The organism is Vineibacter terrae (assembly GCF_008039615.1).
GTDB classification, from domain to species: Bacteria; Pseudomonadota; Alphaproteobacteria; order Reyranellales; family Reyranellaceae; genus Vineibacter; species Vineibacter terrae.
This window is the reverse complement of record NZ_VDUZ01000003.1, coordinates 130827-156585: the sequence shown is the minus strand read 5'-3', so window position 1 is coordinate 156585 and position 25759 is coordinate 130827. Positions and strand designations below refer to the sequence as shown.

Sequence of the window (25759 nt, the reverse complement as noted above, 5' to 3'; positions counted from 1 at the left end):
AGCCGCTCCGTCATCCCGAGCGCAGCGAGGGATCTCCTGCGGCAAGGCGCACCGTGGGCCATTCGCAGGAGATCCCTCGCTACGCTCGGGATGACGGAAAGGGCGGCAGCGCGGCGTCGGGCCATATGCAATCGCCCTGCCTATCCGGAGGGAGAACCCAGCCATGAGCACATCCGCGCCTGCCGACAAGGCAAGCTCCGCCAGGACCTGGATCGCCGTGGTCGGCGCAACGCTCGGCGCCTTCATGGCCGTCCTCAACATCCAGATCGTCAATGCCTCGCTGGCCGACATCCAGGGCGCGATCGGCGCCGGCATCGATGACGGCGGCTGGATCTCGACGTCCTACCTCGTCGCCGAGATCATCGTCATCCCGCTCAGCGCCTGGCTGGCGCAGGTCTTCTCGGTCCGCGTCTATCTGCTGTGCAATGCCGTCCTGTTCCTCCTGTTCTCGGTTGCCTGCGCCGCCGCGCACGACCTGCAGCAGATGATCCTGCTGCGCGCCATCCAGGGCTTCACCGGCGGCGTGCTGATCCCGATGGCCTTCACCATCATCATCACCTACCTGCCCAAGCCGAAGCAGCCGATCGGCCTGGCGCTGTTCGCCCTGTCGGCCACCTTCGCGCCCGCGATCGGCCCGACCATCGGCGGCTACCTGACCGAGAACTGGGGCTGGCAGTACATCTTCTACGTCAACCTCGTCCCCGGGGCGCTGATGGTCGGCATGCTGTGGGCCTCGCTCGAGAAGACGCCGATGCGCCTGGCCATGCTGCGGCAGGGCGACTGGCCGGGCATCATCACGATGGCGATCGGCCTGGGCGCCTTGCAGACCGTGCTCGAGGAAGGCAACAAGGACGACTGGTTCGGCTCGCTCTATATCGTGCGCCTCTCGGCCGTGGCAGCGACGGCGCTGCTGCTGTTCCTGTGGATCGAGCTGACCACGAAGCAGCCGCTGCTGAACCTGCGCCTGCTGCTGCGCCGCAACTTCGGTCTGGGAATCGTGGCCAGCTTCCTGCTCGGCATCGCGCTCTACGGCTCGGTCTTCATCCTGCCGGTCTATCTGAGCCGCATCCAGGGCTACAACGCCGAGCAGATCGGCATGGTCCTGGCCTGGACGGGCCTGCCGCAGCTGCTGCTGATCCCGCTGGTGCCGCGCCTCATGAAGCACTTCGACGCCCGGCTGGTGATCGTCGTCGGCTTCGCGCTGTTCGCCGCCAGCAACTTCATGAACGTCGACATGACGGGCAACACCGCCGCCGACCAGCTGCTGCTGCCCAACATCGTGCGTGCGGTCGGCCAGGCGCTGGTGTTCGCGCCCCTCTCCGCCATCGCCACGGCCGGGATCGAAGCGGCCAACGCCGGATCGGCTTCGGCGCTCTTCAACATGATGCGCAACCTGGGCGGCGCTGTCGGCATCGCCACGCTGCAGACCTTCCTGACCAAGCGCGAGCAGTTCCATTCCAACGTGCTGGTCCAGTCGGTGACGCTTTTCGAGGAAGCGACACGCACGCGCATCGCGGAATTGACCGACTACTTCCTGCGCCACGGCGTCAGCGACCAGGCCACCGCCTGGCACCGCGCAGTGATCGCGGTCGGCCAGATCGTGCGCCGGCAGGCCAACATCATGGCCTTCAGCGACACGTTCTTCCTGCTTGGGGCCAGCCTGCTCGTCGCCCTGGCCGCCGTGCTGCTGCTGAAAAGACCCGATCGCCAGATGGAGGCTGGTGGTGCGCACTGAATCCGCCGTGAGGCCCGTCACCGGCGCGGCCGCGATCCTGGAGATCATCGAATGGCTGAGCGGCGACGAATGCCATGAGCTGGATGATGCCGGCCTGATTGCCGGATTGGGACGTCGCCTGCGGTCGGCCGGCCTGCCGATCGACCGGCTGAGCCTGCACCTGCGCACGCTTCATCCGGAAATCTTCGGGCGCAGCGTGGCATGGGCGCCGAACGAGCCGGTCGAGGTGCACGACCGCGAGCATGGGCTGGTCGTCGCGGCGCCGTTCCTCGGCAGCCCATTGCGGCACGTGATGGAGACCCGCGAGCCTCTCAGCGTCCGGCCGGGTGCGGACGACGGAACGGCCTGGACGGAGATCGACGTTTTTCGGGGACGACGCCTGGCCGAGATTTTCATTGTACCGCTGTGCAATGCCGACGGCCCCGTCAGCGCTGCCGCCTTCTGCACCGCGCGTGCAGGCGGGTTCAGCATCACGGCGCGCGCGGCGTTGGAGCGGATCGTGCCGGCGCTGCGCAATGCCTGCGAGCTGCGCACCCTGCGCCAGACCGAGCTGACCCTGCTGGACACCTATATCGGCGCGACGACCGCGCAGCGCATCCTCGCCGGGCGCATCCGGCGCGGCCAGGTCGAATCGCTGGAGGCGGCCCTGATGCTTTGCGACCTGCGCGGCTTCACGGACCTGTCGAACCGCCTGCCCGAGGCACGCGTGCTGGCGCTGCTGGACACCTACTTCGACCGCGTCGTGCCGCCGATCACGGCCGCCGGTGGCGAGGTGCTGAAGTTCATGGGCGACGCGGTGCTGGCATTCTTCCATCGCGACGACGCGGCGGCAGCGTGCGCCGCCGCGCTGCGGGCCGCGAACGACGCGCTGGACAGCCTCGAGCGGGTCGTCGAGCCCGATGCCGAGCTGCATGCCGGCATCGCCCTGCACTACGGCGTGGTGAGCTACGGCAATATCGGTTCGGGCCGGCGGCTCGATTTCACCGTGATCGGCCCCGACGTCAACCTCGTGAGCCGGATCCAGGCGGTTTGCGGCACGACCGGCCATCCGCTGCTGATGTCGCGGCGCTTCACCGAGCGGCATGCGTCGGGCCAGACGACATCGATCGGCCATCACACGCTGAAGGGCTTCGCCGAGCCCCAGGAGCTCCACGCGCCGCGTGGCTCGTGCCGTAGGCGATTGGCATGACGGGCCTTGTATGTCAGCTTGCCCGCCGGCGCACCGGCGCGTGGTTTGGACGCAATGCCCGTCAAGTTCGACGATATCCTCGAGGCCTATGAGTTCGTCAGCTTCGGCGGCAGGAACGGACAGGAGGCCTATCTGTGCCGGCGGACCGGCACGATTCACCTGTACGGCGACGATGGTGAGCTGGGCGCGCTGCCGGACGATATCGACGACGACGCGAGCTACGTCAGGATACCCGACAAGGACGACCTCCATCTCGGCTTGCCGCTGGTGATGGAGTTCGTCGAGCAGTTCATGCCGGATGACTACCACGCGGTGATGGACATCTTCCGCAAGAAGAATGCCTACCGCCGGCTCAGGTGGCTGCTGACGGGCCGCAAGCGCCTGGAGCAGTGGCAGGCGTTCGAGGCAGAGGCCGCGGAATCGGCGTTGCGGGAATGGTGCAAGGACAGCGGCATCGAGATCGAGGGGTGACGCCTGTCGCTGGCTTCCATGCAAGCGCCGCCGGTGGCGGTGCCATCGCGCCGCGTGATACATCGGAAAACAGATCACCTGAGGGGGAAACAGCATGAAGCTTGGCCTGTCGCTCGGATACTCGCGCGCGCATCTGGATATCCCCGTGGCGCTGGTGCAGCGCGCCGAGGCGCTGGGCTACGATTCCGTCTGGACGGCGGAAGCCTATGGCTCGGACGCGGTCACGCCGCTGGCGTTCCTGGCCGCCCATACCAGCCGCATCAAGCTGGGCACCGGCATCATGCAGCTGGCGGCACGCACGCCGGCCAACGCCGCGATGTGCGCCGGCACGGTCGACGCGCTGGCCGGCGGCGGGCGCTTCATCGCCGGCCTGGGCGTGTCGGGCCCGCAGATCGTCGAAGGCTGGTACGGCGAGCCGTGGGGCAAGCCGTACTACCGCATGCGCGACTACGTGGCGATCATGCGCAAGATCTTCCGCCGCGAAGAGCCCGTCTCCCATGACGGCCGCGAGATCAGCCTGCCCTACACCGGCGAGGGCGCCATGGGCATCGGCAAGCCGCTGAAGTCCATCCTGCATATGAACCCCGACATCCCGATCTACCTCGCCACCAGCAACGAGGCGACCGTGAAGCTGACGGCGGAGATCGCCGACGGCTGGCTGCCGCTGGGCTTCATGCCGGGCTCGATGGCGGAATACCAACCGTGGCTGGAGGAAGGCTTCAAGCGCGCCGGCAACGGCAAGAGCCTGCAGAACTTCGCCATCCATGCCTCGGTGCATGTCGAGGTCTGCGACGACGTCGCCGCCGGGCTGGCGAAGCTGAAGCCGGAGGTGGCGCTCTATGTCGGCGGCATGGGCCACCGCAAGAAGAACTTCCACAACGACCTGATGGTGCGCCACGGCTTCGGCGATGCCGCCGCGCGCATCCAGGAGCTCTATCTCGCGGGGCGGAAGGACGAGGCCATCGCCGCCGTGCCCGACGAATGGGTCGACATGAAATCGCTGGTCGGCCCGGCGGCGCGCATCCTGCAGCGCTACCGCCCCTGGGAGGATTCAGGCGCCGATTCGCTGTCGGTGCGCTCGCGCCAGCCGGAGGCCATCGAGCTGATGGCCAAGGCGGCGCGGCTGAACTGACACGCCGCGCGCGCCAGCGCGATCGCATATGGACGCACTGATGCCGTCTCCTCTCCCCGCAAGCGGCAGGGCATTCGCATATGCTGTCGTTTACCCCTCGCCCCGCGGTAGCGGGGAGAGGGAGGGGCCCATCGCGAAGCGATGGGAAGGTGAGGGGTACGAGCGATCAGTCCCCATTTTTGCTGCATGGCTTGGTCGTTCCTACCCCTCACCTTCCCATGCCTTCGGCATGGGCCCCTTCCTCTCCCCGCTGCCGCGGGGCGAGGAGACGGCGCCGGTGCTCCCATATGCGAATCCCCTGCCGCAAGCGGGGAGAGCGAGGGCATTATGCATGCGAGAATATCGGCTTGCCGGCCACGGGCATGTCGGCGCGCAGGATGACGCCGCCGTCGACCTTGCCGCTGCGACGCGAGACGACGACGAACAGCGAGCCCAGATCGGCGCCGCCGAAGGCGATGTTGGTGCAGAAGATGTCCTCGCCGGCATCCAGCACGTGGGTGGGTCGGCCCAGCGCGTCGAAGCGCCAGACCGAGGTGCTGGGATGCGCCACGACGAGGCCGCCCTCGGCGTCCAGCGCCATGCCGTCAGGGCCGGCATGGCCGCCGCTCATCTGGATGAAGAGGCCGACCTTGCTGGCCGCGCCGTCGCCCATCAACGGCAGCCGCCACACGGCGTTGGCGCGGGTGACGGCGACGTAGAGCACCGTCTCGTGCAGGTTCATCACCAAGCCGTTGGGGCTCGGCACCGTGCCCACGAGCCGGTCCAGCCGGCCGTCGGCGGCGTAGCGGTAGACCCGCCCGGTCGGGTCATGCAGGCCCGTCTGCCCCTGGTCGGTGAAATAGAGATCGCCGTTCTTGGCGAAGAACAGGTCGTTGACGCCCTTGAAGCTCTCCGACTGCACGGTTTCGATCAGCGGCGTGACGGCACCGCTGCCAGGATCGAGCAGCACGATGCCGCGCTTGTAGTCGGTGATGAAGATGCGCCCGTCGCGGTGGATCTTGAGGCCGTTGGGCCAGCCGTCATACTCGGTGACCAGGGTCCAGTCGCCGGCCGGCGAGACGCGAAAGATGCGGCCGAACGGGATGTCGGTGACATAGAGGTTGCCGGCGCGATCGAAGCTGGGCCCCTCCAGGAAGCAATCGAGCGCGGCGCCGGCGGCATTGGCGTCGGCCCATGCCGTGCGGCGCGGCTTGCGGAAAGCGTCCGGCAGGCGCGCGAAGACGGATGCCGGCACGGGCTTGGGTGGCGCGTACATCCCTACTCCCCGCGGTAGGGCTGCCCCCACCGCTCCTCGAACACGACCTCCGACAGCGCCGCCCGGCCCACCGGGCCGAACCTGCCCATCGGATAGCCGATCGGCAGGATGGCGTAGGAGTGCACGCCCCGCGGCAGGCCCAGCGCGGCTTCCGCTTCCTTCTCGTGCAGCAGATGACGCGTGGTCAGGGTCGAGCCCAGGCCCAGCGCACGCGCCGCCAGCAGCATGTTCTGCACCGCGGGATAGACCGAGGCGCCGGCCCAGCGGTTGGGCGTCAGGCCATCCTCAAGGCAGGCCACGATCCAGACCGGCGCCTCGTGGAAATGCTCGGTCAGGTGCTCGACCGCGCGGTGCTGGCGCGCATAGCGCTCGCGATCCACGCCCGGCGGCAGCTCGCCGCTGGCGTAGCGCGGCCCGATCACCTCGTCGTAGGCGCGCTTGTAGAGCACCTGCACCGCCTTCTTGACCTTCGGATCCTTGACCACCAGGAAGCGCCATTTCTGCGCGTTGCCACCGTTGGCGGCAGAGATGCCCGCGATCAGGATCTTGCGGATCAGCTCGTCGGGCACCGGGTCCGGGCGCAGCCGGCGCATCGCCCGCGTGCTGTGCATGATCTCGAAGACGTCGCTGGTCTCGGGGCCGGCCTCGGGCATCGCGTTCCTCCTGCGCACGGGCATCGTCGCGCGAAGCTAAGCAGGGTTCACCGACCACCGCTAGGCTGCATCGCGCAGCGCCGCGTCATCTTTTTTGCGCACCCGCCACAGCACCGTCCCCGTCACGACGGGACCAAGCGCCAGGACCGTGAACGCCGCGGCCCATCCGCTGCGACTGTCAGCCCCGCCGAACCAGTCAAGGCAGAATCCGAACATGACCGAACCGGCGAGGCCGGTCGTGTACCCTGCGAGAGAGTAGATCGCCAGCGCTGCCCCGCGCCGTCGAGGGTCCACCGAGCTGACAGCCCCGACACCAAGCGCTCCCACATCCGCGAAGCTCGAGATCTGCAGCAGGATAAGAAGCACCAGCACGAGGATGATCGGCCCTCCTGCGGTCGCCGCCAATGCAAGGCACACGACTCCCGACGCAAGGCACGTTGCCGCAATCACATGCGGGCGCTGCCATCTCGTGGCCAGCTCGGCGACCAGGATGCTGGCCGGAACGCCCATCAGCGCTGCCAATCCGGAGATCAGCGCCAGGTTCGGCAAATCCAGCTTGTTGCCCGGGACGCGTAACGTCCAAGCAAGACAGGCAACGAACCACACGCGAATGCCGAATACTTCCCAGGTGTTGCCGGCGAAGGCGACGACATAAGCCATGAAGGCGCGGTTTCTGATCGCAGGAACGACCACGCCCTGCTCGGCGACGGATGACGGGTGTGAAGAGCTCCGCGGCAAGCAAGCCACAGCGACGACGGCAAGAAGAGGGCCGAGGCCGCCGGCAACGAACACGGCGCGCCAGCCGAACATCGCATCGACGACGCCGGCAACAAGAAATGAAGCAGCGCTTCCGAGCGCATAGCTGGACGAATAGACCGAAACACAGCGTTGCTGCCGAGGCCCCTCGACGTGCTGCGCAAGAAGCACCAGACCGGGCATTGCGACGCCGGCGAGCGCCGCGCCACCGAGAAATCGAAACACCAGAGCTGCCCAGAACCCGTCGGCAATAGCGCTGAAGGCGAAGCTGACGGCCGCCCCCAGCAGGGACGAGCCTCCCACGATCCATCTCCCGTCGATACGGTCGGTGCTCCTGGACAGAAACGGGACCGCGGCAGCATAGCCGGCAAAGTAGATGCCGCCGATCCAGCCTGCTTCACTGCTGCTGAGATGCCACTCTGCGGTCACGGCCGGCAGCACCGACGGAAAGGTCATCAGCGCGATCAGGTTCGCAACCTGACAAAACGAGAGGATGGCGGTGACGTTGAAAGCTGAGGTGCTGAATGAACGCTTCGTCACGACAGCCTCCGATCCCTCTTGTCCAACGCCGATCTCATGGCTGTCTTTCCGCCAGGCAAGGCGTGCCGGGTCGATGGCAGTCCTGCTGCTGCTGCTGCGGCGGCGGCGTCGACGCCGCCCGCTGCTGGAAGGTGACATGGAAATGGGGCCGATGTTACGGCGCTGATCGAACCATGCCCTTCAACGCGCCAGTCATCGTCATGGTCGCGCCGACGGCCGCAGGTCAGCGCTGTTCACCGGCTTCCGCGGCGGCACATGACGCGCCACGGCATGGTGTGCCTCCAGCGTGGCTGCCGCCGACATCCCGCTACGCCGCGAGCTTGGCCAGCTCGCCGACGATGGTCTTGACGCCGGCCAGACGCTTGCGGTCGTCCTCCCAGGCGCGCAGCAGCACCAGCTTCTGGTCGGGGCGCACCTTCACCACCGGCGCGCGCCGCTGGATGTAGTCGATCAGCCGGTCGGGGCGCGCGAAGGTGTTGTCGCGCAGCGCGAAGACGATGCCCTTGGGACCGGCATCGATCTTCTCGACACCGGCGGCGCGGCACAGCAGCTTGAGCTCGACGGTGCGCATCAGGTTCTCGACCTCGGGCGGGACCGGGCCGAAGCGGTCCACCAGCTCGGCCGCCAGGGAGTCGATCTCGGCGGCATCGCGGATGTTGCCGATGCGCCGGTAGAGCGCCAGCCGCACGCTGAGGTCGGCGACGTAGTCCTCGGGGATCAGCACCGGCAGCCCAAGGTTGATCTGCGGCGACCAGTCGGCCGCGTGCCGCGCCGCCTCGCGCGCCTGGCCGCGCGCCGCCTCGACCGCCTCCTCCAGCAGCTGCTGGTAGAGCTCGATGCCGACCTCGCGGATATGGCCGGACTGCTCGTCGCCCAGCAGGTTGCCGGCGCCGCGGATGTCGAGGTCGTGGCTGGCGAGCTGGAAGCCGGCGCCCAGGGTATCGAGCGTCTGCATCACCTCCAGCCGCTTGGCCGCGGTCTCGTTCAACGCCTTGCCCGGCGGCACCGTCAGATAGCAATAGGCGCGCACCTTGGCACGCCCCACCCGGCCGCGCAGCTGGTAGAGCTGCGACAGGCCGAACATGTCGGCGCGGTGGATGACCAGGGTGTTGGCGTTGCGGATGTCGAGCCCGCTCTCGACGATGTTGGTCGACAGCAGCAGGTCGTACTTGCCGTCGACGAAGGCCTGCATGGTGTCCTCCAGCGCCGTCGGCGCCAGGCGGCCATGAGCCATGGTGAGGCGGATCTCGGGCACCAGCTCGCGCAGGCTCGCCGCCACGCCGTCGAGATCCTCGATGCGCGGGCAGACATAGAAGCTCTGGCCGCCGCGATACTGCTCGCGCAGCAGCGCCTCGCGGATGGAGACGGGATCGACCTCGGTGACGAAGGTGCGCACCGCCAGGCGGTCGACCGGCGGCGTGGCGATCAGGCTCATGTCGCGCACGCCGGTCAGCGCCAGCTGCAGGGTGCGCGGGATCGGCGTCGCGGTGAGCGTCAGCACGTGGACGTCGGCGCGCAGCTCCTTCAGCCGCTCCTTGTGCGAGACGCCGAAATGCTGCTCCTCGTCGACGATCAGCAGGCCCAGGTCGCTGAACTCGATGCTCTTGCCCAGCAGCGCATGCGTGCCGACCACGATGTCGACCGTGCCGGCCTTGAGCGCCTTCTTCGTCTCGGCCGCCTCCTTGGCCGGCACCAGCCGCGACAGGCGGCCGATGCGCACCGGCAGGCCCGCGAAGCGCTCGACGAAGGTGCGATGGTGCTGGCGCGCCAGCAGGGTGGTCGGCACCACGACCGCGACCTGCTTGCCGGTCATGGCCGCGACGAAGGCGGCACGCAGCGCCACCTCGGTCTTGCCGAAGCCGACATCGCCGCACACCAGCCGGTCCATCGGCTTGCCCGAGGCCAGGTCCTCCAGCACGTCGCTGATGGCCGAGAGCTGGTCGTCGGTCTCGTCGTAGGGAAAACGGGCGCAGAACTCCTCGAACATGCCGTCCGGCGGCGCCATGAGGTCGCCCTGCTTCAGCGCCCGCTCGGCCGCGATCTTGATCAGCTTCTCCGCCATGTCGCGGATGCGCTGCTTCATGCGCGCCGAGCGCGCCTGCCAGCCGGCGCCGCCGAGGCGGTCCAGCAGCACGGGACCGTCAGCCGAGCCGTAGCGGCTCAGCACGTCGATGTTCTCGACCGGCACGAACAGCTTGTCACCGCCCTCGTACACCAGCCGCAGGCAGTCGTGCCTGGCGCCGCCGACCTCGATCGTCACCAGCCCTTCGTAGCGGCCGATGCCATGCTCGCGGTGCACGACGAGATCGCCCTCGGCCAGCGCCGAGGCCTCGGCGATGAAGCGTTCCGACGGGCGGCGCTTGGGCTTGGGCCGCACCAGGCGGTCGCCGAGGATGTCCTCCTCGCCGATGATCTCCAGGTCGCCGAGGACGAAGCCGCTCTCGATCGGCAGCACGATCATGCCGACCGCGCCCGGCGGCAGGACCTGCGCCGTGCGGTAGTCCGGCGCCAATGTCGGCGCCGCCACGCCGTGGTCGCGCAGCAGGGTGCGCAGACGTTCGACCGAGCCGTCGGTGAAGCCGGCCACCATCACCCGGCGGCCGGCGCCATGGGCGTCGGCGATGTGCCGGGCGACGGCGTCGAACAGGTTCACGTTCTGCGCCTTGCGCGCGGCGGCGAAGCCCTCGTGGCGCCGGCCCGCGAGATCGATGGATCTCCCCTCTCCGCCCGCGTCAGCGGGGGGAGAGGGAGGGGCCCGTCGCGCGTCAGCGCGATGGGAGGGTGAGGTGGGTGGCGGCACAACCGCGTTGTCGCCCCCCACATCATCACCGGCTCGAACACCCACCTCACCCACCCGCGCTGCGCGCGGGTCCCCCCTCTCCCCCCGCTGCGCGGGCGGAGAGGGTTCAAGGGGCGCATCGAAGCTCGACAGCTCGACCACGGTGCGGTCGGCCAGGTGGTGGCGCCATTCCTTGGCGTCGAGGTAGAGGCGCTCGGGCGGCACCGGGCGGTAGTCGGCGGCGCCGGCGAAGCCGCCCTTGCTGCCCTTGGCGTCCATCGTCTGGCGCGCCTGGTAGTAGTCGCGGATCAGCTCCAGGCGCGCGTCGCGGGCCTCGTCGGCCTGCTGGTCCAGGCTCACCAGCGCACCCGGCATGTAGTCGAAGAATGTGTCCAGCCCGTCATGGAACAGCGGCAGCCAGTGCTCCATGCCGGCATGCCGCTGCCCGGCCGAGACCGCCTCGTAGAGCGTGTCGTGGCCGGCGACATTGCCGAACAGCTCGCGGTAGCCGGCCCGGAAGCGCTCGATCGCCCCGGGCGTCAGCACGATCTCGCTCACCGGCTTCAGCACCACCTGCTCGCGGCTGCCGGTGGAGCGCTGCGACATCGGGTCGAAGGTGCGGATCGCCTCCAGCGTGTCGCCGAACAGGTCGAGCCGCAGCGGCTCGCCGGCGCCGGGCGGGAACAGGTCGACCAGGCCGCCGCGCACGGCATACTCGCCCGGCTCCATCACGGTCTCGCCGCGGCCATAGCCGTTGTCGGCGAGGAAGCGCTGCAGCGCGTCGAGATCGAGCGTGGCGCCAACCTTGAGCGCGAAGCCGATATCGGCATAGCCGGCGCGCCGCGGCACGCGCTGCACCAGCGCGCCGACCGAGGCCAGCACGATGCGTGCCGGCGAAGCCGCCGGCTTGGGCGCCGCCAGGCGGGTGAGCGTGTCCAGCCGCTCGCCGACGATGTCGGGATGCGGCGACTGGCGGTCATAGGGCAGGCAGTCCCAGGCCGGGAACACCAGCACCTCGCGCTCGGGCGCGAAGAAGCGCAGCGCCTCCTGCAGGCGCTCCAGGCGGTGTCCGTCGCGCACGACGTGCAGGATGTCCTGTCCGCCCGAGCCGCGCGCCAGCTCGGCCAGGATCAGCGCGTCGGCGCCCTCGGGGGCGCCGAACACCTTCCAGCGCGCCTGCCGCGCATGGATGCGCGCCAGCGTGTCGCCGAGGCGGGTCATGGGCGCACGCTCCTCTCCCCGCGGCCGCGGGGAGAGGAAGGGGCCCATCGCGCAGCGATGGGAAGGTGAGGGGTACGAACGGACACACCCTGCCCTTTGCAACTGAAAGCCGGCGATCGCGCGGATCCTGCAAGCATCGGGGCCGATCGTCCGTACCCCTCACCCTCCCATCGTGCTGCGCACGATGGGCCCCTCCCTCTCCCCGCTGCCGCGGGGCGAGGGTATGCTCGTTGGGCGAATGTCATGCTCATCAGAACCGGACCTTGAACGCCAGCACCAGGCGCAGCACGGGCGTATCCTTCCCGGGCGGCACGGCCTGCTTGCCGGCGGCCCAGTCGAAAATGTCGTTGTCGCTTTCCTCGAGCAGCGCCTCGTACTGGTCGAGCTGGGCGGCGGTGAATTCCATCACGTGCGCGCGCGCGAACTGGCCGAGCAGGATGTCGTTCTCCTTGTTGCCGCGATGCTCGCTGCGATAGAGCAGCCGCCGGCGGCGAACGGCAAGCGGATTGTCTTGGTCGCGTGACATGTCATTCCCGGCCGAATCGACGCCCTCCCGCCAGGGCCGGAGGATATCCCCCGCGGCCCGGGCTGGGATCGCGCAAGGGCTGCGGTATAAAGGACCGATGCGCCTTCAACAACTTGAAATGACGCGCGAATCCTGATGCGTCCGCCGATCCTCAACCCGCTGTTCGCAGCCCCGACCGCGCTGCCCGGCATCGGCGACAAGCTGAGCCGCCTCGTCACCAAGCTGACGGGGCCGCATGTCGTGGACCTGCTCTGGCACCTGCCCTACGGCGTCGTCGACCGGCGCTATGCGCCGACCATCGCCGAGGCGCGGCCGGGCTCGGTGGCCACGATCACGGTGACGGTGCGCGAGCACGCCGCGCCGCGCACGCCGCGCCAGCCCTACCGCGTCTGGTGCGAGGACGACACCGGCAGCCTGTCGCTGGTGTTCTTCCACGCCCGCACCGCCTGGATCCAGGGCCTGCTGCCGATCGGCCAGCAGCGCGTGGTGAGCGGCCGCATCGAGCTCTACAACGGCCAGCCGCAGATCACCCATCCCGACCATGTCGTGACGCTAGGCGAGCGCGACAAGCTGGCGCGGGTCGAGCCCATCTACGGCCTCACCGCCGGCCTTTCGCCGCGGCCGCTGGGCAAGGCGATCGAGGCGGCATTGGAGCGGACGCCGGCGCTGCCGGAATGGCTCGACCCGGCGTGGCAGAAGCGCCAGGGCTGGACCGACTGGCTGACGGCGCTGAAGGCGGCGCACCATCCGCAGTCCGAGGAGGAGCTGCACAAATCGACACCGGCGCGGCAGCGGCTGGCCTTCGACGAGCTGCTGGCCAGCCAGCTCGCCATCACGCTGGTGCGCAACCATACGCGCACGGCCCAGGGGCGGTCCGTGCGGGGCGACGGCCGGCTGCGCGCCAAGGTAACCGCCGCCCTGCCCTTCACGCTGACAGCGAGCCAGCAGGCGGCGGTCGGCGAGATCGTGGCCGACATGGCCACGCCGCAGCGCATGGCGCGCCTGCTGCAGGGCGATGTCGGCAGCGGCAAGACGATCGTGGCGCTGATGGCGATGCTGAATGCCGTCGAGGCCGGCGCGCAGGCGGCGCTGATGGCGCCGACCGAACTGCTGGCGCGCCAGCATCACGCGACCATGGCGCCGCTGGCCGAGGCAGCAGGCGCGCGCCTGGCCCTGCTCACCGGCCGCGACACCGCCAAGCGCAAGCGCGAGATGCTGGCCGGGCTCGAGGACGGCAGCGTCAGCCTCGTGGTGGGCACCCATGCCCTGGTGCAGGACGACGTGGTGTTCCGCGACCTGGCGCTGACGGTGATCGACGAGCAGCACCGCTTCGGCGTCGAGCAGCGCCTGGCGCTGGCCGCCAAGGGCGAGGCCGTGGACCTGCTGGCCATGACCGCGACGCCGATCCCGCGCACGCTGATGCTGGCGTTCTACGGCGACCTCGACACGTCGAAGCTGACCGAGAAGCCGGCCGGCCGCAAGCCCATCGACACGCGCACCATCGGGCTCGACCGCCTCGACGAGGTGGTGGCGGGAATCGGCCGCCGGCTGGCGGCCGGCGCCCGCGTCTACTGGGTATGCCCGCTGATCGCCGAGTCGGAGATCAGCGACCTCGCCGCCGCCGAGGAGCGGCACGCCCTGCTGGCCCGCCAGTTCCCGGGCAAGGTGGCGCTGGTGCACGGCCAGATGAAGGGCGCCGAGCGCGACGCGGCGATGGCGGCGTTCGCCGAGGGTCGGGCGCAGATCCTGGTGGCGACCACGGTGATCGAGGTCGGCGTCGACGTGCCGGCCGCCACCATCATGGTGATCGAGCATGCCGAGCGCTTCGGCCTGGCGCAGCTGCACCAGCTGCGCGGCCGTGTCGGGCGCGGCAGCGAGGCCTCGACCTGCCTGCTGCTCTACGCCACGCCGCTGGGCGAGACGGCGCGGGCGCGGCTGGCGATCATGCGCGAGACCGAGGACGGCTTTCGCATCGCCGAGGAGGATCTGAAGCTGCGCGGCGCCGGCGAGCTGCTGGGCACGCGCCAGAGCGGCCTGCCGGAGATGCGCCTGGCCGACCTGTCGCTGCATGGCGAGCTGCTGCAGGCGGCGCGCGACGATGCCCGGCTGATCGTCGAGCGCGACCCGACGCTGGCCTCGCCGCGCGGCGAGGCGCTGCGCATCCTGCTCTACCTGTTCGCGCGCGACGCGGCGGTTCGCACCTTGCGCTCCGGCTGACAACAAGGCAAAGGGCGCCATGTCCCTCGCCCCGTCCGCCCTCCCTGTCGGCGTCCTGATCAACCGCAAGAGCGGCCGCAACCGCGCCAACCTGACCGACCTGCGGAACCTGATCGTGCAGTCGCCCGGCGTGGTGGCGCGCGAGACGCTGGGCCAGGCCGAGGCCGTCGAGGCGCTGCGCGAGTTCGCTGCCCTGGGCGTGGAGGTGCTGGCGATCGCCGGCGGCGACGGCACGCTGCAGCACGTCTTCAGCCTGATGCTCAACGAGCGCATCTTCCAGAAGATGCCGCTGCTGGCGGTGCTGCCGGGCGGCACCACCAACATGATCGGCTACGACATCGGCGTGGCGCGCAGGCCAGCCAAGGAGCTGGCGGCGGTGCTGGCGCGTGTCCGCGCCGGCCGGCTGAACGAAGGGCGCGTGCCGCGCCGCCTGATCGCCGTGCATCGCCCCAACAAGAACCGCCCCGCCTACGGCCTGTTCGGCGGCGGCGCCGGCGTCCACCAGGGCACGATGATCAGCCGCCGCTCGGTCAACCGGCTGGGCATGCGCGATGCCGCCGGGCCGCTCGCCGGCCTGCTGAGCCTTGCAGGCCCGCTACTGCTGGGCCGCAACCCGATCAAGCCGGTGTCGGCCGGCATCACGCATGACGCGGTGGCGGAGCCGCGCCGCGACTACATCGCGATCGCCGTCACCACCATGGAGCGCCTGATCCTGGGCCTGTCGCCGTTCTGGGGGAGCGGCCCGGGCCCGATTCGCTTGACCACGGTGACGGCCAAGCCGCGCCGCTTCTCGCGCGTGCTGCTGTCGGCGCTCAGCGGCCGCACGACGCCCGATCTGACGCCCGCCAACGGCTATCACAGCGTCAACGCCGCGCATGTCGAGATCGACATGACCGGCGGCTTCGTGCTCGACGGCGAGATGTTCGACCTCGAGGCCGGCCGGCCGCTGCGGCTCGACGCCGGGCCCGAGATCACCTTCGTGCGCGGCGCCGACAACGGCGGCTGATCCAGCCCTATTGTCCCGGGAATGCACCGTCATCCCGAGCGCAGCGAGGGATCTCCCGCGCATGGCGCACCGTGCGTCCTCCGCGGGAGATCCCTCGCTACGCTCGGGATGACGAAGGGGGGACGGGTTGCCACCACGCTTCATATCCCCTCCTTCGTGCGCTGGGCGGTCACGAAGCCGGGGCCGCAGGCGAGCTTGCGGGTGGTGGGCGTGTCGGCGTCGAGCACGCGCCAGAACGGTGTGATGGTGTCCATGGCGGCGCCCTGCTGCAGGGCTTCGCAGGCCGCCTCGGCCACGGTGCGCAGGTGGAAGCCTGTCGTGATCGGGCAGGCCACCTCCGCCTTGAAGCGCCGCGCCAGCTTATGGCGCAGCGTCCTCACATCCATGCTGGCGCCGGGCGGGATGGCGCGGATGAAGGCATCGATCATGTGCGGTGTCGGCACCAGCATGATCTCGCCCTTCTTCATGCCGGCGATGTCGATCGGCACCGGCTTGACCTGATGCCGCGCCGGCGCGTTCAGCTTCTCGGTCCAGGTCTTCTTCATCGCCCTCTCCCTCAAGCCTCGCGCAGCGGTTCTTGCGGTCTTGCCCCTCACTGCCCGAAGAACGCCAGCATGGCATCCAGCGTCTCGCGCGGCGCCTCCTCGGGCAGGAAATGGCCGCCCGGCACGGCCTGGCCGCTGACGTCGTCAGCCCAGCCGCGCCACACCTCGAGCGGCTTGTACATGCGTCCGACGCCACTGCTGGCGCCCCACAGCACCAGCAGCGGGCAGGTGATCTTGCGGCCGTGGTCGGCTGCATGGTGCTCGAGGTCGATGCTGGCGCCGGCGCGGTAGTCCTCGCAGGTGGCGTGGATGCGCGCCTCCTGCGCAAAGCAGCGGCGGTACTCGGCGAAGGCCTCGGCGGTGATCGCCTCGGTCTGGGTGAGCCCGCCCAGCAGGCGCTGCAGGTAGAAGTCCGGGTCGGCGCCGATCATGCGCTCGGGCAGGTCGGCTTTCTGGATCAGGAAGAACCAGTGCCAGTAGGCCGTGGCCAGCGTCTTGTCGACATGGGCGAAGACATGCGGCGTGGGCACGATGTCGAGCACCGCGGCCCGGCTGACGCGGTCAGGCCAGTCGAGCACCAGCCGGTGCGTGACGCGCGCGCCGCGGTCGTGGCCTGCAACCATGAACCGGCGATGCCCGAGCCGTTCCATCACCTTCACCTGGTCGGCCGCGGTGGCGCGCTTGGAGAAGCTGAAATGATCGTCGCTCGACGCCGGCACGCCGCTGTCGCCATAGCCGCGCAGGTCGGTGGCCACGACCGTGAAGCGCTCGGCCAGCGCCGGCGCGATGCGGTGCCACATCACATGCGTCTGGGGATAGCCGTGCAGCAGCAGCAGCGGCGCGCCCGCGCCGCCGACCAGGGCGTTGATCATGGTCTCGCCGACATCGATCGTCTGGCTCTGAAAGCCTTCGAACATGGGCACTCCTTGGCAGCAAGTGGCCGGACAGGCTTAGCATACCCAATGCGAGCGGTCCGGTCGGGGCATGCTGTCTATGGCCGACGGTGCGTCAGGGATGGGACTTGTAGAAGAGGGTAGCCTGAACGAAGTCGCCGCCTTCGGGCGGGAAGAGCTCGGGCATCGTGCTGTTCTGGACGTCGAAGTAGATGTTGTGTCCGTTCAGGTCATGCCGACTGACAACCACCATATGCCCCGTGCCATCGGGGCGGGTGTAGCCGAAGCCAACAGCGTCGCCGAAGGTGAGGCTGCGCATGAAGACGCCGATCTGACCCTCAAGATCGGGCGCAAAGAATGTATGCGAGACAACCTTCGCCGCGTCACGGGGCGAAAGCGCCTCTGCGAACAGCAGGTTGACATCACGCAGCGTGCCGGAGTCCTCCTGCATGATCTGGCTGCGCCTGAATAGCGCCTCCGTCGTCATGTTGAGCAGGTAGGCGACACAGCAGTAATAGCAGTTCGTCGTATGGCCGCTCCAGCTGTTGACCCATCCGCTGCGCGTCACGTCGAAGCCGCCGCACATTGCCCCTCCCCATATCGGCCTGACTCCAGCACGGCACTGTCGTCATCATATTTTTGAATACGCTATGCGATTTTTCTTGTCGACTCAACCTTGACGATGGGATGCTGCCAGCCTCGCTCGCTGAGGGACGGGAAACAGTATGCCGCCTCGTCCGCGGCAAGCGGGATTTCGCGCTCTGTCCCATCGAGGTAAAGATGTCCGTCAGTCTGCTGCCTCTGCTGTCACCGAGTCAGGCGCCATGGCAACTTCCCATGCCGGCCGAGCTTTCGCCGCTGAGCTCCTATGGCGTGCGCAATCCGACGGGACTCGTGTTCCCGCCGCCCTCGGGGGGCAACTACCAGAACCAGCAGATCAACGTGTACTCCCTGAACGCGTCGCTGGCGGCGAGCCTGGGCTATTCCACCTACTTCCAGGCGAAGGCCTCTGCCACACTTCAGTTCTTTGTCTACGAGTACATCTACTACAGCGCGCTGCCGATGACCGACCAATCGCAGTTCGATCCCAACGGCGTGGTGGCGAACCTTTATGGCGGGTACGGATTCCGCATCGTCCTGGCCTTCGCCAGCGCCAGCGCCTCGGCAAGCTCGAGCATCTCGGAGTTCGCCGCCAACGTAGAGGTGAACGGCGCGGCGCTCTACGCCAACGTCTCCTCGCTGGGATTCAACGAGGGCTCGGCGCTCGCCGCCGATATCGCCAGCATTGGCGATACCTTCACCGCGGGATCGCAGTTCAACGTCGATGCCTATGCCAGCTACAAGCTGGCGCTCACGAAATTCATCGACGATATCGCCGACACCGGCAATGCCAGCAACATCTCGCCGGTGCTGGTCGGGGCGGACGTCAATCAGGCGGTGATCGAGAGCATGTGCGGCTACGATTATCCTGCCTCCGTCGCCTATGCGCTGTGGAACATCAATCATGGTCATACGGCGGACGACGCGGTGAAGGCCATCGCCACCCAGAAGCTGCCAACGAGCGTGCCTGCGATCGCGCTCAACGCCTCCGTCATCTACGCCATCTATGCTCAGGTCCTCTCCTCCAGCAGCACCAGCCTGGTGCCCACGTCGGATCAGAAGGACTTCGCGCATCAATTGGTGACGCTCAGCTCATGAGGTGATGGACTCCCGCCGGAACGCGTTGACGGGCGAAGAGGTGCGCTGGCCCAAGGCCGCGTGTCCGCGGGCCCGGTGCTGCAGCCCCGGCGGGATCGTGCGCATCGGGCAAGCGTGGGAGCGGCGATAGACGCCTGCGAACTCGGGCGTGATCTGGTCGACGGCATCGAGGTGGCGCCGGCCGCTCGCTGCGCTCGGGATGACGTGAATACCGTAGAGCCCGGCAGGGAAGGATGGGCTCACAACATCGAGGCGTCGGTGGGCAGGCGGACCAGGACGCGGCCGGCCAGCTCGTAGCTGGGCGGCGCCACCATCATGTGCTGGGTCACGACGTGCACGTCGCGGAAGCGGCGCTGCAGGGAGCTGGCGCGATAGACCGACGTGCCGCCAGCCAGGGTGTAGCAGATGTCGACCGCCTTCGCCGCCGCCTCGGTCGCGTGCGTGGCGGCCAGGCGCAGCGCCATGCGGTCCTCGACGCCGATCCCGGTGCCGCGCGCCGCCTGCTCCCAGGCCACGGTGATGGCCTCGACCACGAAGGCACGGGCCGCGCGCACCAGCGCCTCGGCGCGCGCGATATCGCTTTGCGTGCCGGCGCGCTCGGCCAGCGGCCGACGGCTGAGCGCCGGCACCTTGGCGCCGGCCAGGGTGCGCAGATCCTCGATGGCGCCGCGCGCGATGCCCAGCGCGACCGCGCCGCAGCCCAGGGCGAGCAGGCCGAACACCGGAAAGCGGTAGAGAGGGCCATCGATGCGCGGCCTGTCGCGGGTCAACGACACGGCGTGCGATGCCGGCACGACAACGTCGTCGATGCGCATGTCGCACGAGCCGGTGCCGCACAGCCCGGACGTATGCCAGTTGTCATCGAACGTGATGCGCTCGCGCGGCACGTAGACGGTCAGCACCTCGGGCACGCCCTCGCGCACCATGCGCGGCCTGCCCTCCTCCCACGCGACGCAGCCCGCCTTCATCCAGCGGCAATGGCTGTTGCCGCTGGCCCATTGCCAATGGCCCGACACGCGCCAGCTGTCGCCGTCGCGCACCGCCTTGCCGCGCGGCGCGAAGATGCCACCGGTCACGGCCTTGGCGTCGCCGTGAATCAGCTGCGCCGCGTCGGGCGCGAGATAGGCCGCGGTCGTGCCCGACGTGGCGCCGATCATCACGTTCCAGCCGGTCGAGCCGTCGGCGCTCGACGCCGCCTCGATGGCGCGCATCAGCACCAGCGGATGCGCCTCATGCCCGCCCAGCGCCGCCGGCACGCACAGCTTGAAGACGCCAGTCTCGATCAGCATGCGGGCGATCTCCGCCGGCAGCTGCCGCGCGCGCTCGATCTCCTCGGCGCGCGCCGCGATCCCCGGCAGGACGTCGTTCAGGGCATCGAGCACGGGATGGCCGCCCGGCGCGGCCGCCGAGGCCGTCACGACGCCAGCCGGGCCAGCGCCCGGCCGAAGATCTCGCCGCGCATCTGGGCGCAGAACAGCGCGGGCAGCGCCTCCAGGCCGTCGACGATGTGCTCCTTGAACTTCAGCCGGCCGTCGCGGATCCAGCCGGTCATGGCCGTCGTGGCTTCGTCGAAGCGGTCGGCGAAATCGAACACCACCAGGCCTTCCATGCGCAGCCGCTTGCTGATGAACGAATCGACCCGGCGCGTGCCGTAGCGCTGCTCCGGCGCGGTGTTGTAGTCGGAGATCTGGCCGGAGATCACGATCCGGCCCTTGAGCCGCAGGTTGGCGATCGCGGCATCGAGCAGCGGGCCGCCGACATTGTCGAAGTAGAGATCGACGCCGTCGGGTGCCGCAGCGGCGATGCGCGCCGCCAGGTCGTCGGCCGTGGCGGCGCCGGCACGATCGACGACCGCGTCGAAGCCCGCGACCTCGCGCAGCCATCGCAGCTTCTGCGCCCCTGATGCGATGCCGATGACCCGGCACCCCATTAGGCGCGCGATCTGCCCGGCCGTCGCGCCGACCGGCCCGGCCGCCGACGATATCAGGACGGTCTCTCCTGCCTTGGCCGCGCCGGTGTCGCGCAGGCCGAAATAGCCGGTGAGGCCGGGGATGCTGAGGATCCCGGCCCAGGCGCTGACCGAGGGTGTGTCGGCAGGCACGCGGCGCAGGCCGCGGCCGCTCACCTGGACATGCTCCGCCCAGCCGAACGGCCCCGACACCAGCTCGCCGGCCTGGAAATCGGGATTGCGCGACTGCACGATCCGGCCGACGGCGGGCCCCTCCATGGTCTCGCCCAGCGCCATGCCGCGGGCGTACGACGCCTGCCCCGACAGCCGGTTGCGGCTCCCCGGATTGGCCGTGGCGTAGAGGACCTCCACCCGCACGCGGCCCGCCGGCAGGTCCGGCAAGGTGCGGGCCTGCACGGCGAAGTCCGCCGGCACGGGCTGCCCCTGCGGCTGGCGGGCGAGAACGACATGTCGGCTGTTCTGCATGGCTGTCCTCATGGTTGCCGGCGTCACCACTTGATCACGGGAACCGACCAAGACCTGCACCGGCTTTGCAGCTAACGTCGAATGAATGACCGACATTATTCACGCTATTGATATTTCCGCACCGACCATTTCGGATGAACCAAGGCGCATCACGCAAGTGCGTCCGTGGCTGGGCGAGGCCGAGATCGATGCTGTCATCGATGTCATGCGCGATGGCTGGATCACCGAGGGCAGGCACGCCCAGGCGTTCTGCGAGAAGCTCAACGGCCTGATCGGATCAACCCATGGCGTGCTGGCGCCCAACGGCACGCTGGCGCTGGCCCTGGGCCTGATGGCGCTGGGCATCGGCCCCGGCGATGAAGTGCTGGTGCCCGACACCACGTTCATCGGGTCGGCCACCGCGGTGCTGATGGTGGGCGCGGCGCCGGTCTTCGTCGATGTCGAGGACCAGACGTTCCAGATCGACATGGGCCGGGCCGGCCAGCATCTGTCGCCGCGCACGCGCGCCATCATGCCGGTGCACCTGTTCGGCACCGCCTGCGACATGACGGCGGTCCTTGAGTTCGCGCGCCGGCATAAGCTGGCCGTGATCGAGGACGCCGCGCAGGGCATCGGCGTCACGTTCGGGAACCACCATGTCGGCAGCCTGGGTGACGTCGGCTGCTTCTCGTTCTTCGCCGACAAGACGATCACGACGGGCGAAGGCGGCTACGTCGCATGCCGCGATCCGGCCGTGCACGAGCGGCTGCGGCTGCTGCGCAACCAGGGGCGCCTGCAGCGCGGCTCCTTCATCCACGAGGCGGTGGGCTACAACTTCCGCATGACCGACCTGCAATGCGCCATCGGGCTGGCCCAGCTGGCGCGGCTCGACATGGTGATCAGCCGCAAGGCAAGGCTGTGGCGCCGCTACCGCGACCATCTCGCCGGCGTGCCGCAGGTGCGGGTGCTGGGCGCGGCGCCGCATGCTGGGCATGTGCCGTTCCGCTGCGTGCTGATGGCCCAGAACGTGCGCGCGCTGATGGCGCACCTCGAGGCCGCCGGCGTCGAGACACGGTCGTTCTTCTATCCCATGCATCGCCAGCCCGGCCTTGCCGCGCATGCCGGCGCGCCGCCGGCCGACGACGCCGCGTTCCCCAATGCAACCTATGGCTGGGACCACGGTGTCTGCCTGCCGATCCACCCCACCTTGTCGATCGCGGAGGTCGACGTCATCTGCGCCGCCATCGCCGATTTCTATGGCGCGTGAGGGCGTTGCCTCCCCCAACGCAAGTTGGGGGAGGTGGCCGAAGGCCGGAGGGGGAACCGACGGGATCTTCGTCACAGAGACCACGTCGCCTCCCCTCCGCCCTTCGGGCTCCTCCCCAGCTGCGCTGGGGAGGAGGCTTCGCGCTATTCCGCGCCTGAGCCGATCACGCCGCCGTCGGCGATGATCACCTGGCCGCAGACGAAAGCGCCCGCCTTCGAGGCCAGGAAGACGGCGACGCCGCCGATGTCATCGGGCTCGCCGATGCGCTTGAGCGCCGCCTTGTTCTCCTGCGCCGAGCGGATCTGCGGGTTGTCCCACAAGGCACGGGCGAAGTCGGTCTTGATCAGGCCGGGCGCGATGGCGTTGATGCGGATGTTGTGCTTGCCCCACTCCATGGCCAGCGACTTCACCAGCGACAGGTCGGCCGCCTTGGACATGTTGTAGGCGGCGATATGGGCCGAGCCGACCAGGGCGCCGATCGAGGACACGATGATGACGGCGCCGTCGCGCCGCTCCGCCATCTCCGGGCCGACCGCGTTCATCAGCCACAGATTGCTGAGCACATTGTTCTGCATGATCTTGTGGAAGACGTCGTCCTTCAGGCCCGTCAGGGGGCCGAAATACGGGTTGGCCGCGGCGTTGCAGACCAGGATGTCGATGCGGCCATAGGCCTTGCGCGACTCGGCGACCAGGTTCTCCAGCTGCGTCTTGTCGGAGATGTTGGCGGCCACCGCCACCGCCTGACCGCCCTTGGCCTTGATGCCGGCGACGACCTCCTCGCAGGCCGGCAGCTTGCGGCTGGACACCACGACCTTCGCGCCATGCGCCGCCATCTGCTCGCAGATGGAGCGGCCGATGCCGCGGCTGCCGCCGGTCACAACCGCCACCTTGCCTGTCAGATCGAACATCGACATCGCTGCCCTCCACGCGTGATCCTGAACCCTGACTGATCTATCGGGGTGGCGCGGGAATGTCACGGGGGTGGGGCGATCGCGCAGGCTGGGGTTCGCCCCGCGGCAGCGGGGCGAGGAGGCGCTATCGCCGGAACAGGGCGGCGAGCTCGACGTGCGGGGACCACAGGAACTGGTCGACAGGCATGAGACGCTCCAGCCGGTAGCCGCCACCCACCAGCATCTGGGCGTCGCGCGCGAAGCTCACGGGATCGCAGGACACCGCGATCACGGTCGGCACGCCGCTGCGCGCCAGCTCGGCCGCCTGCGCCGCGGCGCCGGCGCGCGGCGGGTCGAAGACAGCGGCATCGAAGGCATTCAGCTCCTCGGCCGGCAGCGGGTCACGCGCCAGGTCGCGCATCTGCGCCGCCGCGACGCCGCTCAGCGCCGCCTTGCGCAGGCCGGCCTCGACGGCGGCGACCGCGGCACGGTCGCCCTCGACGACGGTCACGCGCCGTTGCGGCACGAGGCCCAGCGACAGGGTGCCGACACCGCCATAGAGGTCCACGACACGCATCGCCGGACCCAGCCAGTCGCGGACCGCTTCCTGCAGCGCGGCTTCGCTGGCCAGGCTGGCCTGCAGGAACGCCCCCGGCGGCGGCTCGATATCGACGGCTCCCAGCCGCAGGCGCGGCGCGCGCCTGGCGGCCACCACCTCGGCCGAGCGCCGGCCGCCCCACGCGACGCGCGCCGCATCGGTGGCCTCGGCAAACGCGGCCAGGGCCATGCGGCGGTCGAGATCCAGCGGCAGCCGGTCCTCGGGGACCAGCAGCACATCGGCGCCGGTATCCGTCCAGTTGACGACAGCCTCGGCGGCGGCGGCGCGCGGCAGCACCGCCGCCAGCAGCGTGCGCAGCGGCGGCACCAGGGCAACCAGGGCCGGCATCAGCACCGGGCATTCGGCGAGATCGACGATGTCGTGCGACGCCCGACGCGCGAAGCCGGCGCGCACCCCGTCGGCCGTGCGCCTGAGAGCGATATCGGCGCGCCGCCGGGTTGCGGGCCCGGTGCGCACCAGCGGCAGGACCTGCTGCGCCGTGATGCCGCGGTGGCGCAATGCCGAAACAGGCGCCTCGGCCTTCCAGGCGGCGTAGGCGTCGTCGGGCCAGTGCTGGACAGCACAGCCGCCACAGGCGCCGAAATGCCGGCACGCCGGAGGCTGCCGCTGCGGCGCTGGCGCCAGGATCCGCACCAGCTCGGTATCGAGCCGCTCACCCCGCGACCGCAGGGCGCGGACCTCGACCGTCTCGCCGGCCAGCACATAGGGAATCGACAGCGTGCGCGGCGTGCCGTCGACATCCGCGCTCGCGCGCCCCGTGCCGCCGGGACCGACCGCGTCCACCGTCACCGTGATCGGCGCCGATGGCGCGGCCGCCGCGGCGGCCCGGCGCGGCGTGCGCGCTACCGGCTGGCGGCGCCGAGCCATGAGGCGGCCGGACGGATGTCGCCGACCTTGAGGCCGACGACGTTGAGGACCGGCGGCGTCACCGCCGCATCGAACTGGGCATCGGACAGCACGCCCAGATGGCGCAGGATGGCGGCCAGCGCCACTTCCGACGCGCGCGCCGTGCCGTCCCAGATCTTGAGCGCCACGCCCAGCCCCAGGGTCGGCAGCATGGCGCAATAGACGCCCTCGGCGCCTGTCTTGATCTGGGCCACGCCGGCCAGCGTGCCGTTGATGCGGGTGCAGAAGCGGCCGGTGCCGGCCATGTAGAACGGCTCGGCGTTCATGGCAGCGCGGATGCGCCGGATCGCCGTGACACGTGCTTCCGGCAGGCGGGCCGGGTTGGCCATGTTGGCCATCGCCAGCGCCATGTGCCGCAGCGGCACGCCGATGGTGGGGATGCCGCAGCCGTCCGTGCCCATCGGCGCGCGCGACAGATCGCATTGCGCCAGCTGCTCGTAGACGCCCAGCAGGCGCTGCTGCACGGGATGATCGCGCCGGATATAGCCGTGCGTCGGCTCGCCCTTGTGGACCGCCGTCGTGAGAAAGCCGGTGTGCTTGCCCGAGCAGTTGTTGAAGGCCGCCGTCAGCGCGGCGCCGCTGCGCAGGAAGGCTTCGTAGACCGGCAGCCGGCCCGGCGCATGGGCGCCGCATTCGAGGTCAGCCTCGGACAGCCCGACCCGGGACAGCCACGCCCGCACGGCCTCGACATGGCGCGGCTCGCCGTTGTGCGAGGCGCAGGCCAGCGACAGGTGCATGTCGGAAAGGCTGAAGCGCTCGGCGGCGCCGCTCTCGACCAGCGGGATCGCCTGCAGCGGCTTGATCGCCGACCGCGCCATGACGGGCGAGTCGATGTCACCCCATGACGCCGCCACCGTGCCGTCGATCTTCATGACGGCGCCAGCGCCGACATGCCGGCTCTCGATCATGGCGCCGCGCGTCACCTCGATGACGATCGGCTTGTCGCTGCTCACGCCTTTTCCCTTCCGTCATTGCGAGCGCAGCGAGGAATCTCCTGCGAACAGGAACGCCGTTCCCGGGAGGTGCCTCGCTGCGCTCGACATGACGG

At 69.5% G+C, this 25759-nt stretch carries 21 protein-coding genes; 8 read left to right on the top strand and 13 right to left on the bottom strand.

Annotated elements, in window-relative coordinates:
* Positions 1-163 precede the first annotated feature (163 nt).
* From FHP25_RS03780 to FHP25_RS03765, 4 genes are all read left to right on the top strand, one after another.
* Complete coding sequence (locus FHP25_RS03780; protein WP_147845564.1) at positions 164-1735, top strand: MDR family MFS transporter; 1572 nt, start codon at positions 164-166, stop codon at positions 1733-1735.
* Positions 1725-2924, top strand: coding sequence for an adenylate/guanylate cyclase domain-containing protein (locus FHP25_RS03775; protein ID WP_218578155.1), 1200 nt, complete (start codon positions 1725-1727; stop codon positions 2922-2924). Before FHP25_RS03780 ends, FHP25_RS03775 begins: the two co-directional genes overlap by 11 nt.
* Before the next feature lie 54 nt (positions 2925-2978).
* Positions 2979-3395 (top strand): UPF0158 family protein, encoded by a 417-nt coding sequence (locus FHP25_RS03770; RefSeq protein ID WP_147845562.1) that lies wholly within the window; start codon positions 2979-2981, stop codon positions 3393-3395.
* A 94-nt stretch (positions 3396-3489) separates the two neighbouring features.
* Entirely contained in the window at positions 3490-4527 is a 1038-nt protein-coding gene (locus FHP25_RS03765) for an LLM class F420-dependent oxidoreductase (protein ID WP_147845561.1), read from the top strand.
* A 325-nt stretch (positions 4528-4852) separates the two neighbouring features.
* On the opposite strand, the gene FHP25_RS03760 is transcribed toward FHP25_RS03765, so the two are convergent.
* The 5 genes from FHP25_RS03760 to FHP25_RS03740 form a co-directional block, all read right to left on the bottom strand.
* The gene (locus tag FHP25_RS03760) at positions 4853-5782 is read right to left on the bottom strand and encodes an SMP-30/gluconolactonase/LRE family protein (protein WP_147845560.1); all 930 of its coding nucleotides are present in this window, start codon (positions 5780-5782) and stop codon (positions 4853-4855) included.
* 2 nt (positions 5783-5784) lie between these two features.
* On the bottom strand, positions 5785-6435 hold the full coding sequence (locus tag FHP25_RS03755) for a nitroreductase family protein (RefSeq protein ID WP_178133262.1): 651 nt from the start codon (positions 6433-6435) through the stop codon (positions 5785-5787).
* 60 nt (positions 6436-6495) lie between these two features.
* Positions 6496-7731, bottom strand: a complete 1236-nt coding sequence (locus FHP25_RS03750) for an MFS transporter (RefSeq protein WP_178133261.1) — start codon at positions 7729-7731, stop codon at positions 6496-6498.
* A 307-nt stretch (positions 7732-8038) separates the two neighbouring features.
* On the bottom strand, positions 8039-11731 hold the full coding sequence (mfd, locus tag FHP25_RS03745) for a transcription-repair coupling factor (protein WP_231712195.1): 3693 nt from the start codon (positions 11729-11731) through the stop codon (positions 8039-8041).
* Positions 11732-11981: 250 nt separating this feature from the next.
* Positions 11982-12257, bottom strand: a complete 276-nt coding sequence (locus tag FHP25_RS03740; protein WP_147845557.1) for a succinate dehydrogenase assembly factor 2 — start codon at positions 12255-12257, stop codon at positions 11982-11984.
* 135 nt (positions 12258-12392) lie between these two features.
* On the opposite strand from FHP25_RS03740, the gene recG reads away from it, so the two are divergent.
* Both recG and FHP25_RS03730 read left to right on the top strand, forming a co-directional pair.
* Positions 12393-14474, top strand: a complete 2082-nt coding sequence (recG, locus tag FHP25_RS03735) for an ATP-dependent DNA helicase RecG (RefSeq protein ID WP_147845556.1) — start codon at positions 12393-12395, stop codon at positions 14472-14474.
* Between the two features lie 19 nt (positions 14475-14493).
* Positions 14494-15480: a diacylglycerol/lipid kinase family protein gene (locus tag FHP25_RS03730; protein WP_147845555.1), complete on the top strand. Its 987-nt coding sequence runs from the start codon at positions 14494-14496 to the stop codon at positions 15478-15480.
* A 140-nt stretch (positions 15481-15620) separates the two neighbouring features.
* On the opposite strand, the gene FHP25_RS03725 is transcribed toward FHP25_RS03730, so the two are convergent.
* The 3 genes from FHP25_RS03725 to FHP25_RS03715 all read right to left on the bottom strand — a co-directional run bounded on the left by FHP25_RS03725 (position 15621) and on the right by FHP25_RS03715 (position 17504).
* The gene (locus FHP25_RS03725; RefSeq protein WP_147845554.1) at positions 15621-16025 is read right to left on the bottom strand and encodes a hypothetical protein; all 405 of its coding nucleotides are present in this window, start codon (positions 16023-16025) and stop codon (positions 15621-15623) included.
* Positions 16026-16072: 47 nt separating this feature from the next.
* Positions 16073-16942, bottom strand: a complete 870-nt coding sequence (locus FHP25_RS03720) for an alpha/beta fold hydrolase (RefSeq protein WP_147845553.1) — start codon at positions 16940-16942, stop codon at positions 16073-16075.
* 91 nt (positions 16943-17033) lie between these two features.
* Positions 17034-17504, bottom strand: a complete 471-nt coding sequence (locus FHP25_RS03715; protein ID WP_147845552.1) for a hypothetical protein — start codon at positions 17502-17504, stop codon at positions 17034-17036.
* A 194-nt stretch (positions 17505-17698) separates the two neighbouring features.
* Between FHP25_RS03715 and FHP25_RS03710 the strand changes: the two genes are divergently transcribed.
* Entirely contained in the window at positions 17699-18616 is a 918-nt protein-coding gene (locus FHP25_RS03710) for a hypothetical protein (protein ID WP_147845551.1), read from the top strand.
* A gap of 239 nt (positions 18617-18855) precedes the next feature.
* Here the strand turns inward: FHP25_RS03710 and FHP25_RS03700 are convergent, their stop codons facing one another.
* Both FHP25_RS03700 and FHP25_RS03695 read right to left on the bottom strand, forming a co-directional pair.
* Complete coding sequence (locus tag FHP25_RS03700; RefSeq protein WP_178133260.1) at positions 18856-20034, bottom strand: acyl-CoA dehydrogenase family protein; 1179 nt, start codon at positions 20032-20034, stop codon at positions 18856-18858.
* Positions 20031-21050 (bottom strand): NADP-dependent oxidoreductase, encoded by a 1020-nt coding sequence (locus FHP25_RS03695; RefSeq protein WP_178133259.1) that lies wholly within the window; start codon positions 21048-21050, stop codon positions 20031-20033. Before FHP25_RS03695 ends, FHP25_RS03700 begins: the two co-directional genes overlap by 4 nt.
* 157 nt (positions 21051-21207) lie before the next feature.
* Between FHP25_RS03695 and FHP25_RS03690 the strand changes: the two genes are divergently transcribed.
* Positions 21208-22296, top strand: coding sequence for a DegT/DnrJ/EryC1/StrS family aminotransferase (locus FHP25_RS03690; RefSeq protein ID WP_178133258.1), 1089 nt, complete (start codon positions 21208-21210; stop codon positions 22294-22296).
* Between the two features lie 143 nt (positions 22297-22439).
* On the opposite strand, the gene FHP25_RS03685 is transcribed toward FHP25_RS03690, so the two are convergent.
* The 3 genes from FHP25_RS03685 to FHP25_RS03675 form a co-directional block, all read right to left on the bottom strand.
* Positions 22440-23210, bottom strand: coding sequence for an SDR family NAD(P)-dependent oxidoreductase (locus FHP25_RS03685; RefSeq protein WP_147845546.1), 771 nt, complete (start codon positions 23208-23210; stop codon positions 22440-22442).
* Between the two features lie 121 nt (positions 23211-23331).
* Entirely contained in the window at positions 23332-24672 is a 1341-nt protein-coding gene (locus FHP25_RS03680; protein WP_147845545.1) for a class I SAM-dependent RNA methyltransferase, read from the bottom strand.
* On the bottom strand, positions 24648-25664 hold the full coding sequence (locus tag FHP25_RS03675) for an asparaginase (RefSeq protein ID WP_231712194.1): 1017 nt from the start codon (positions 25662-25664) through the stop codon (positions 24648-24650). Before FHP25_RS03675 ends, FHP25_RS03680 begins: the two co-directional genes overlap by 25 nt.
* Positions 25665-25759: the final 95 nt, after the last annotated feature.

What these genes read in the sequence shown, in the direction of transcription:
- FHP25_RS03780 (WP_147845564.1), top strand. Translation starts at nt 164, where the DNA reads ATGAGCACATCCGCGCCTGCCGACAAGGCAAGCTCCGCCAGGACCTGG.
- FHP25_RS03770 (WP_147845562.1), top strand. Translation starts at nt 2,979, where the DNA reads ATGCCCGTCAAGTTCGACGATATCCTCGAGGCCTATGAGTTCGTCAGC.
- FHP25_RS03765 (WP_147845561.1), top strand. Translation starts at nt 3,490, where the DNA reads ATGAAGCTTGGCCTGTCGCTCGGATACTCGCGCGCGCATCTGGATATC.
- FHP25_RS03760 (WP_147845560.1), bottom strand. Translation starts at nt 5,782, where the DNA reads ATGTACGCGCCACCCAAGCCCGTGCCGGCATCCGTCTTCGCGCGCCTG.
- FHP25_RS03755 (WP_178133262.1), bottom strand. Translation starts at nt 6,435, where the DNA reads ATGCCCGAGGCCGGCCCCGAGACCAGCGACGTCTTCGAGATCATGCAC.
- mfd (WP_231712195.1), bottom strand. Translation starts at nt 11,731, where the DNA reads ATGACCCGCCTCGGCGACACGCTGGCGCGCATCCATGCGCGGCAGGCG.
- FHP25_RS03740 (WP_147845557.1), bottom strand. Translation starts at nt 12,257, where the DNA reads ATGTCACGCGACCAAGACAATCCGCTTGCCGTTCGCCGCCGGCGGCTG.
- recG (WP_147845556.1), top strand. Translation starts at nt 12,393, where the DNA reads ATGCGTCCGCCGATCCTCAACCCGCTGTTCGCAGCCCCGACCGCGCTG.
- FHP25_RS03730 (WP_147845555.1), top strand. Translation starts at nt 14,494, where the DNA reads ATGTCCCTCGCCCCGTCCGCCCTCCCTGTCGGCGTCCTGATCAACCGC.
- FHP25_RS03725 (WP_147845554.1), bottom strand. Translation starts at nt 16,025, where the DNA reads ATGAAGAAGACCTGGACCGAGAAGCTGAACGCGCCGGCGCGGCATCAG.
- FHP25_RS03720 (WP_147845553.1), bottom strand. Translation starts at nt 16,942, where the DNA reads ATGTTCGAAGGCTTTCAGAGCCAGACGATCGATGTCGGCGAGACCATG.
- FHP25_RS03715 (WP_147845552.1), bottom strand. Translation starts at nt 17,504, where the DNA reads ATGTGCGGCGGCTTCGACGTGACGCGCAGCGGATGGGTCAACAGCTGG.
- FHP25_RS03710 (WP_147845551.1), top strand. Translation starts at nt 17,699, where the DNA reads ATGTCCGTCAGTCTGCTGCCTCTGCTGTCACCGAGTCAGGCGCCATGG.
- FHP25_RS03695 (WP_178133259.1), bottom strand. Translation starts at nt 21,050, where the DNA reads ATGCAGAACAGCCGACATGTCGTTCTCGCCCGCCAGCCGCAGGGGCAG.
- FHP25_RS03685 (WP_147845546.1), bottom strand. Translation starts at nt 23,210, where the DNA reads ATGTCGATGTTCGATCTGACAGGCAAGGTGGCGGTTGTGACCGGCGGC.
- FHP25_RS03680 (WP_147845545.1), bottom strand. Translation starts at nt 24,672, where the DNA reads ATGGCTCGGCGCCGCCAGCCGGTAGCGCGCACGCCGCGCCGGGCCGCC.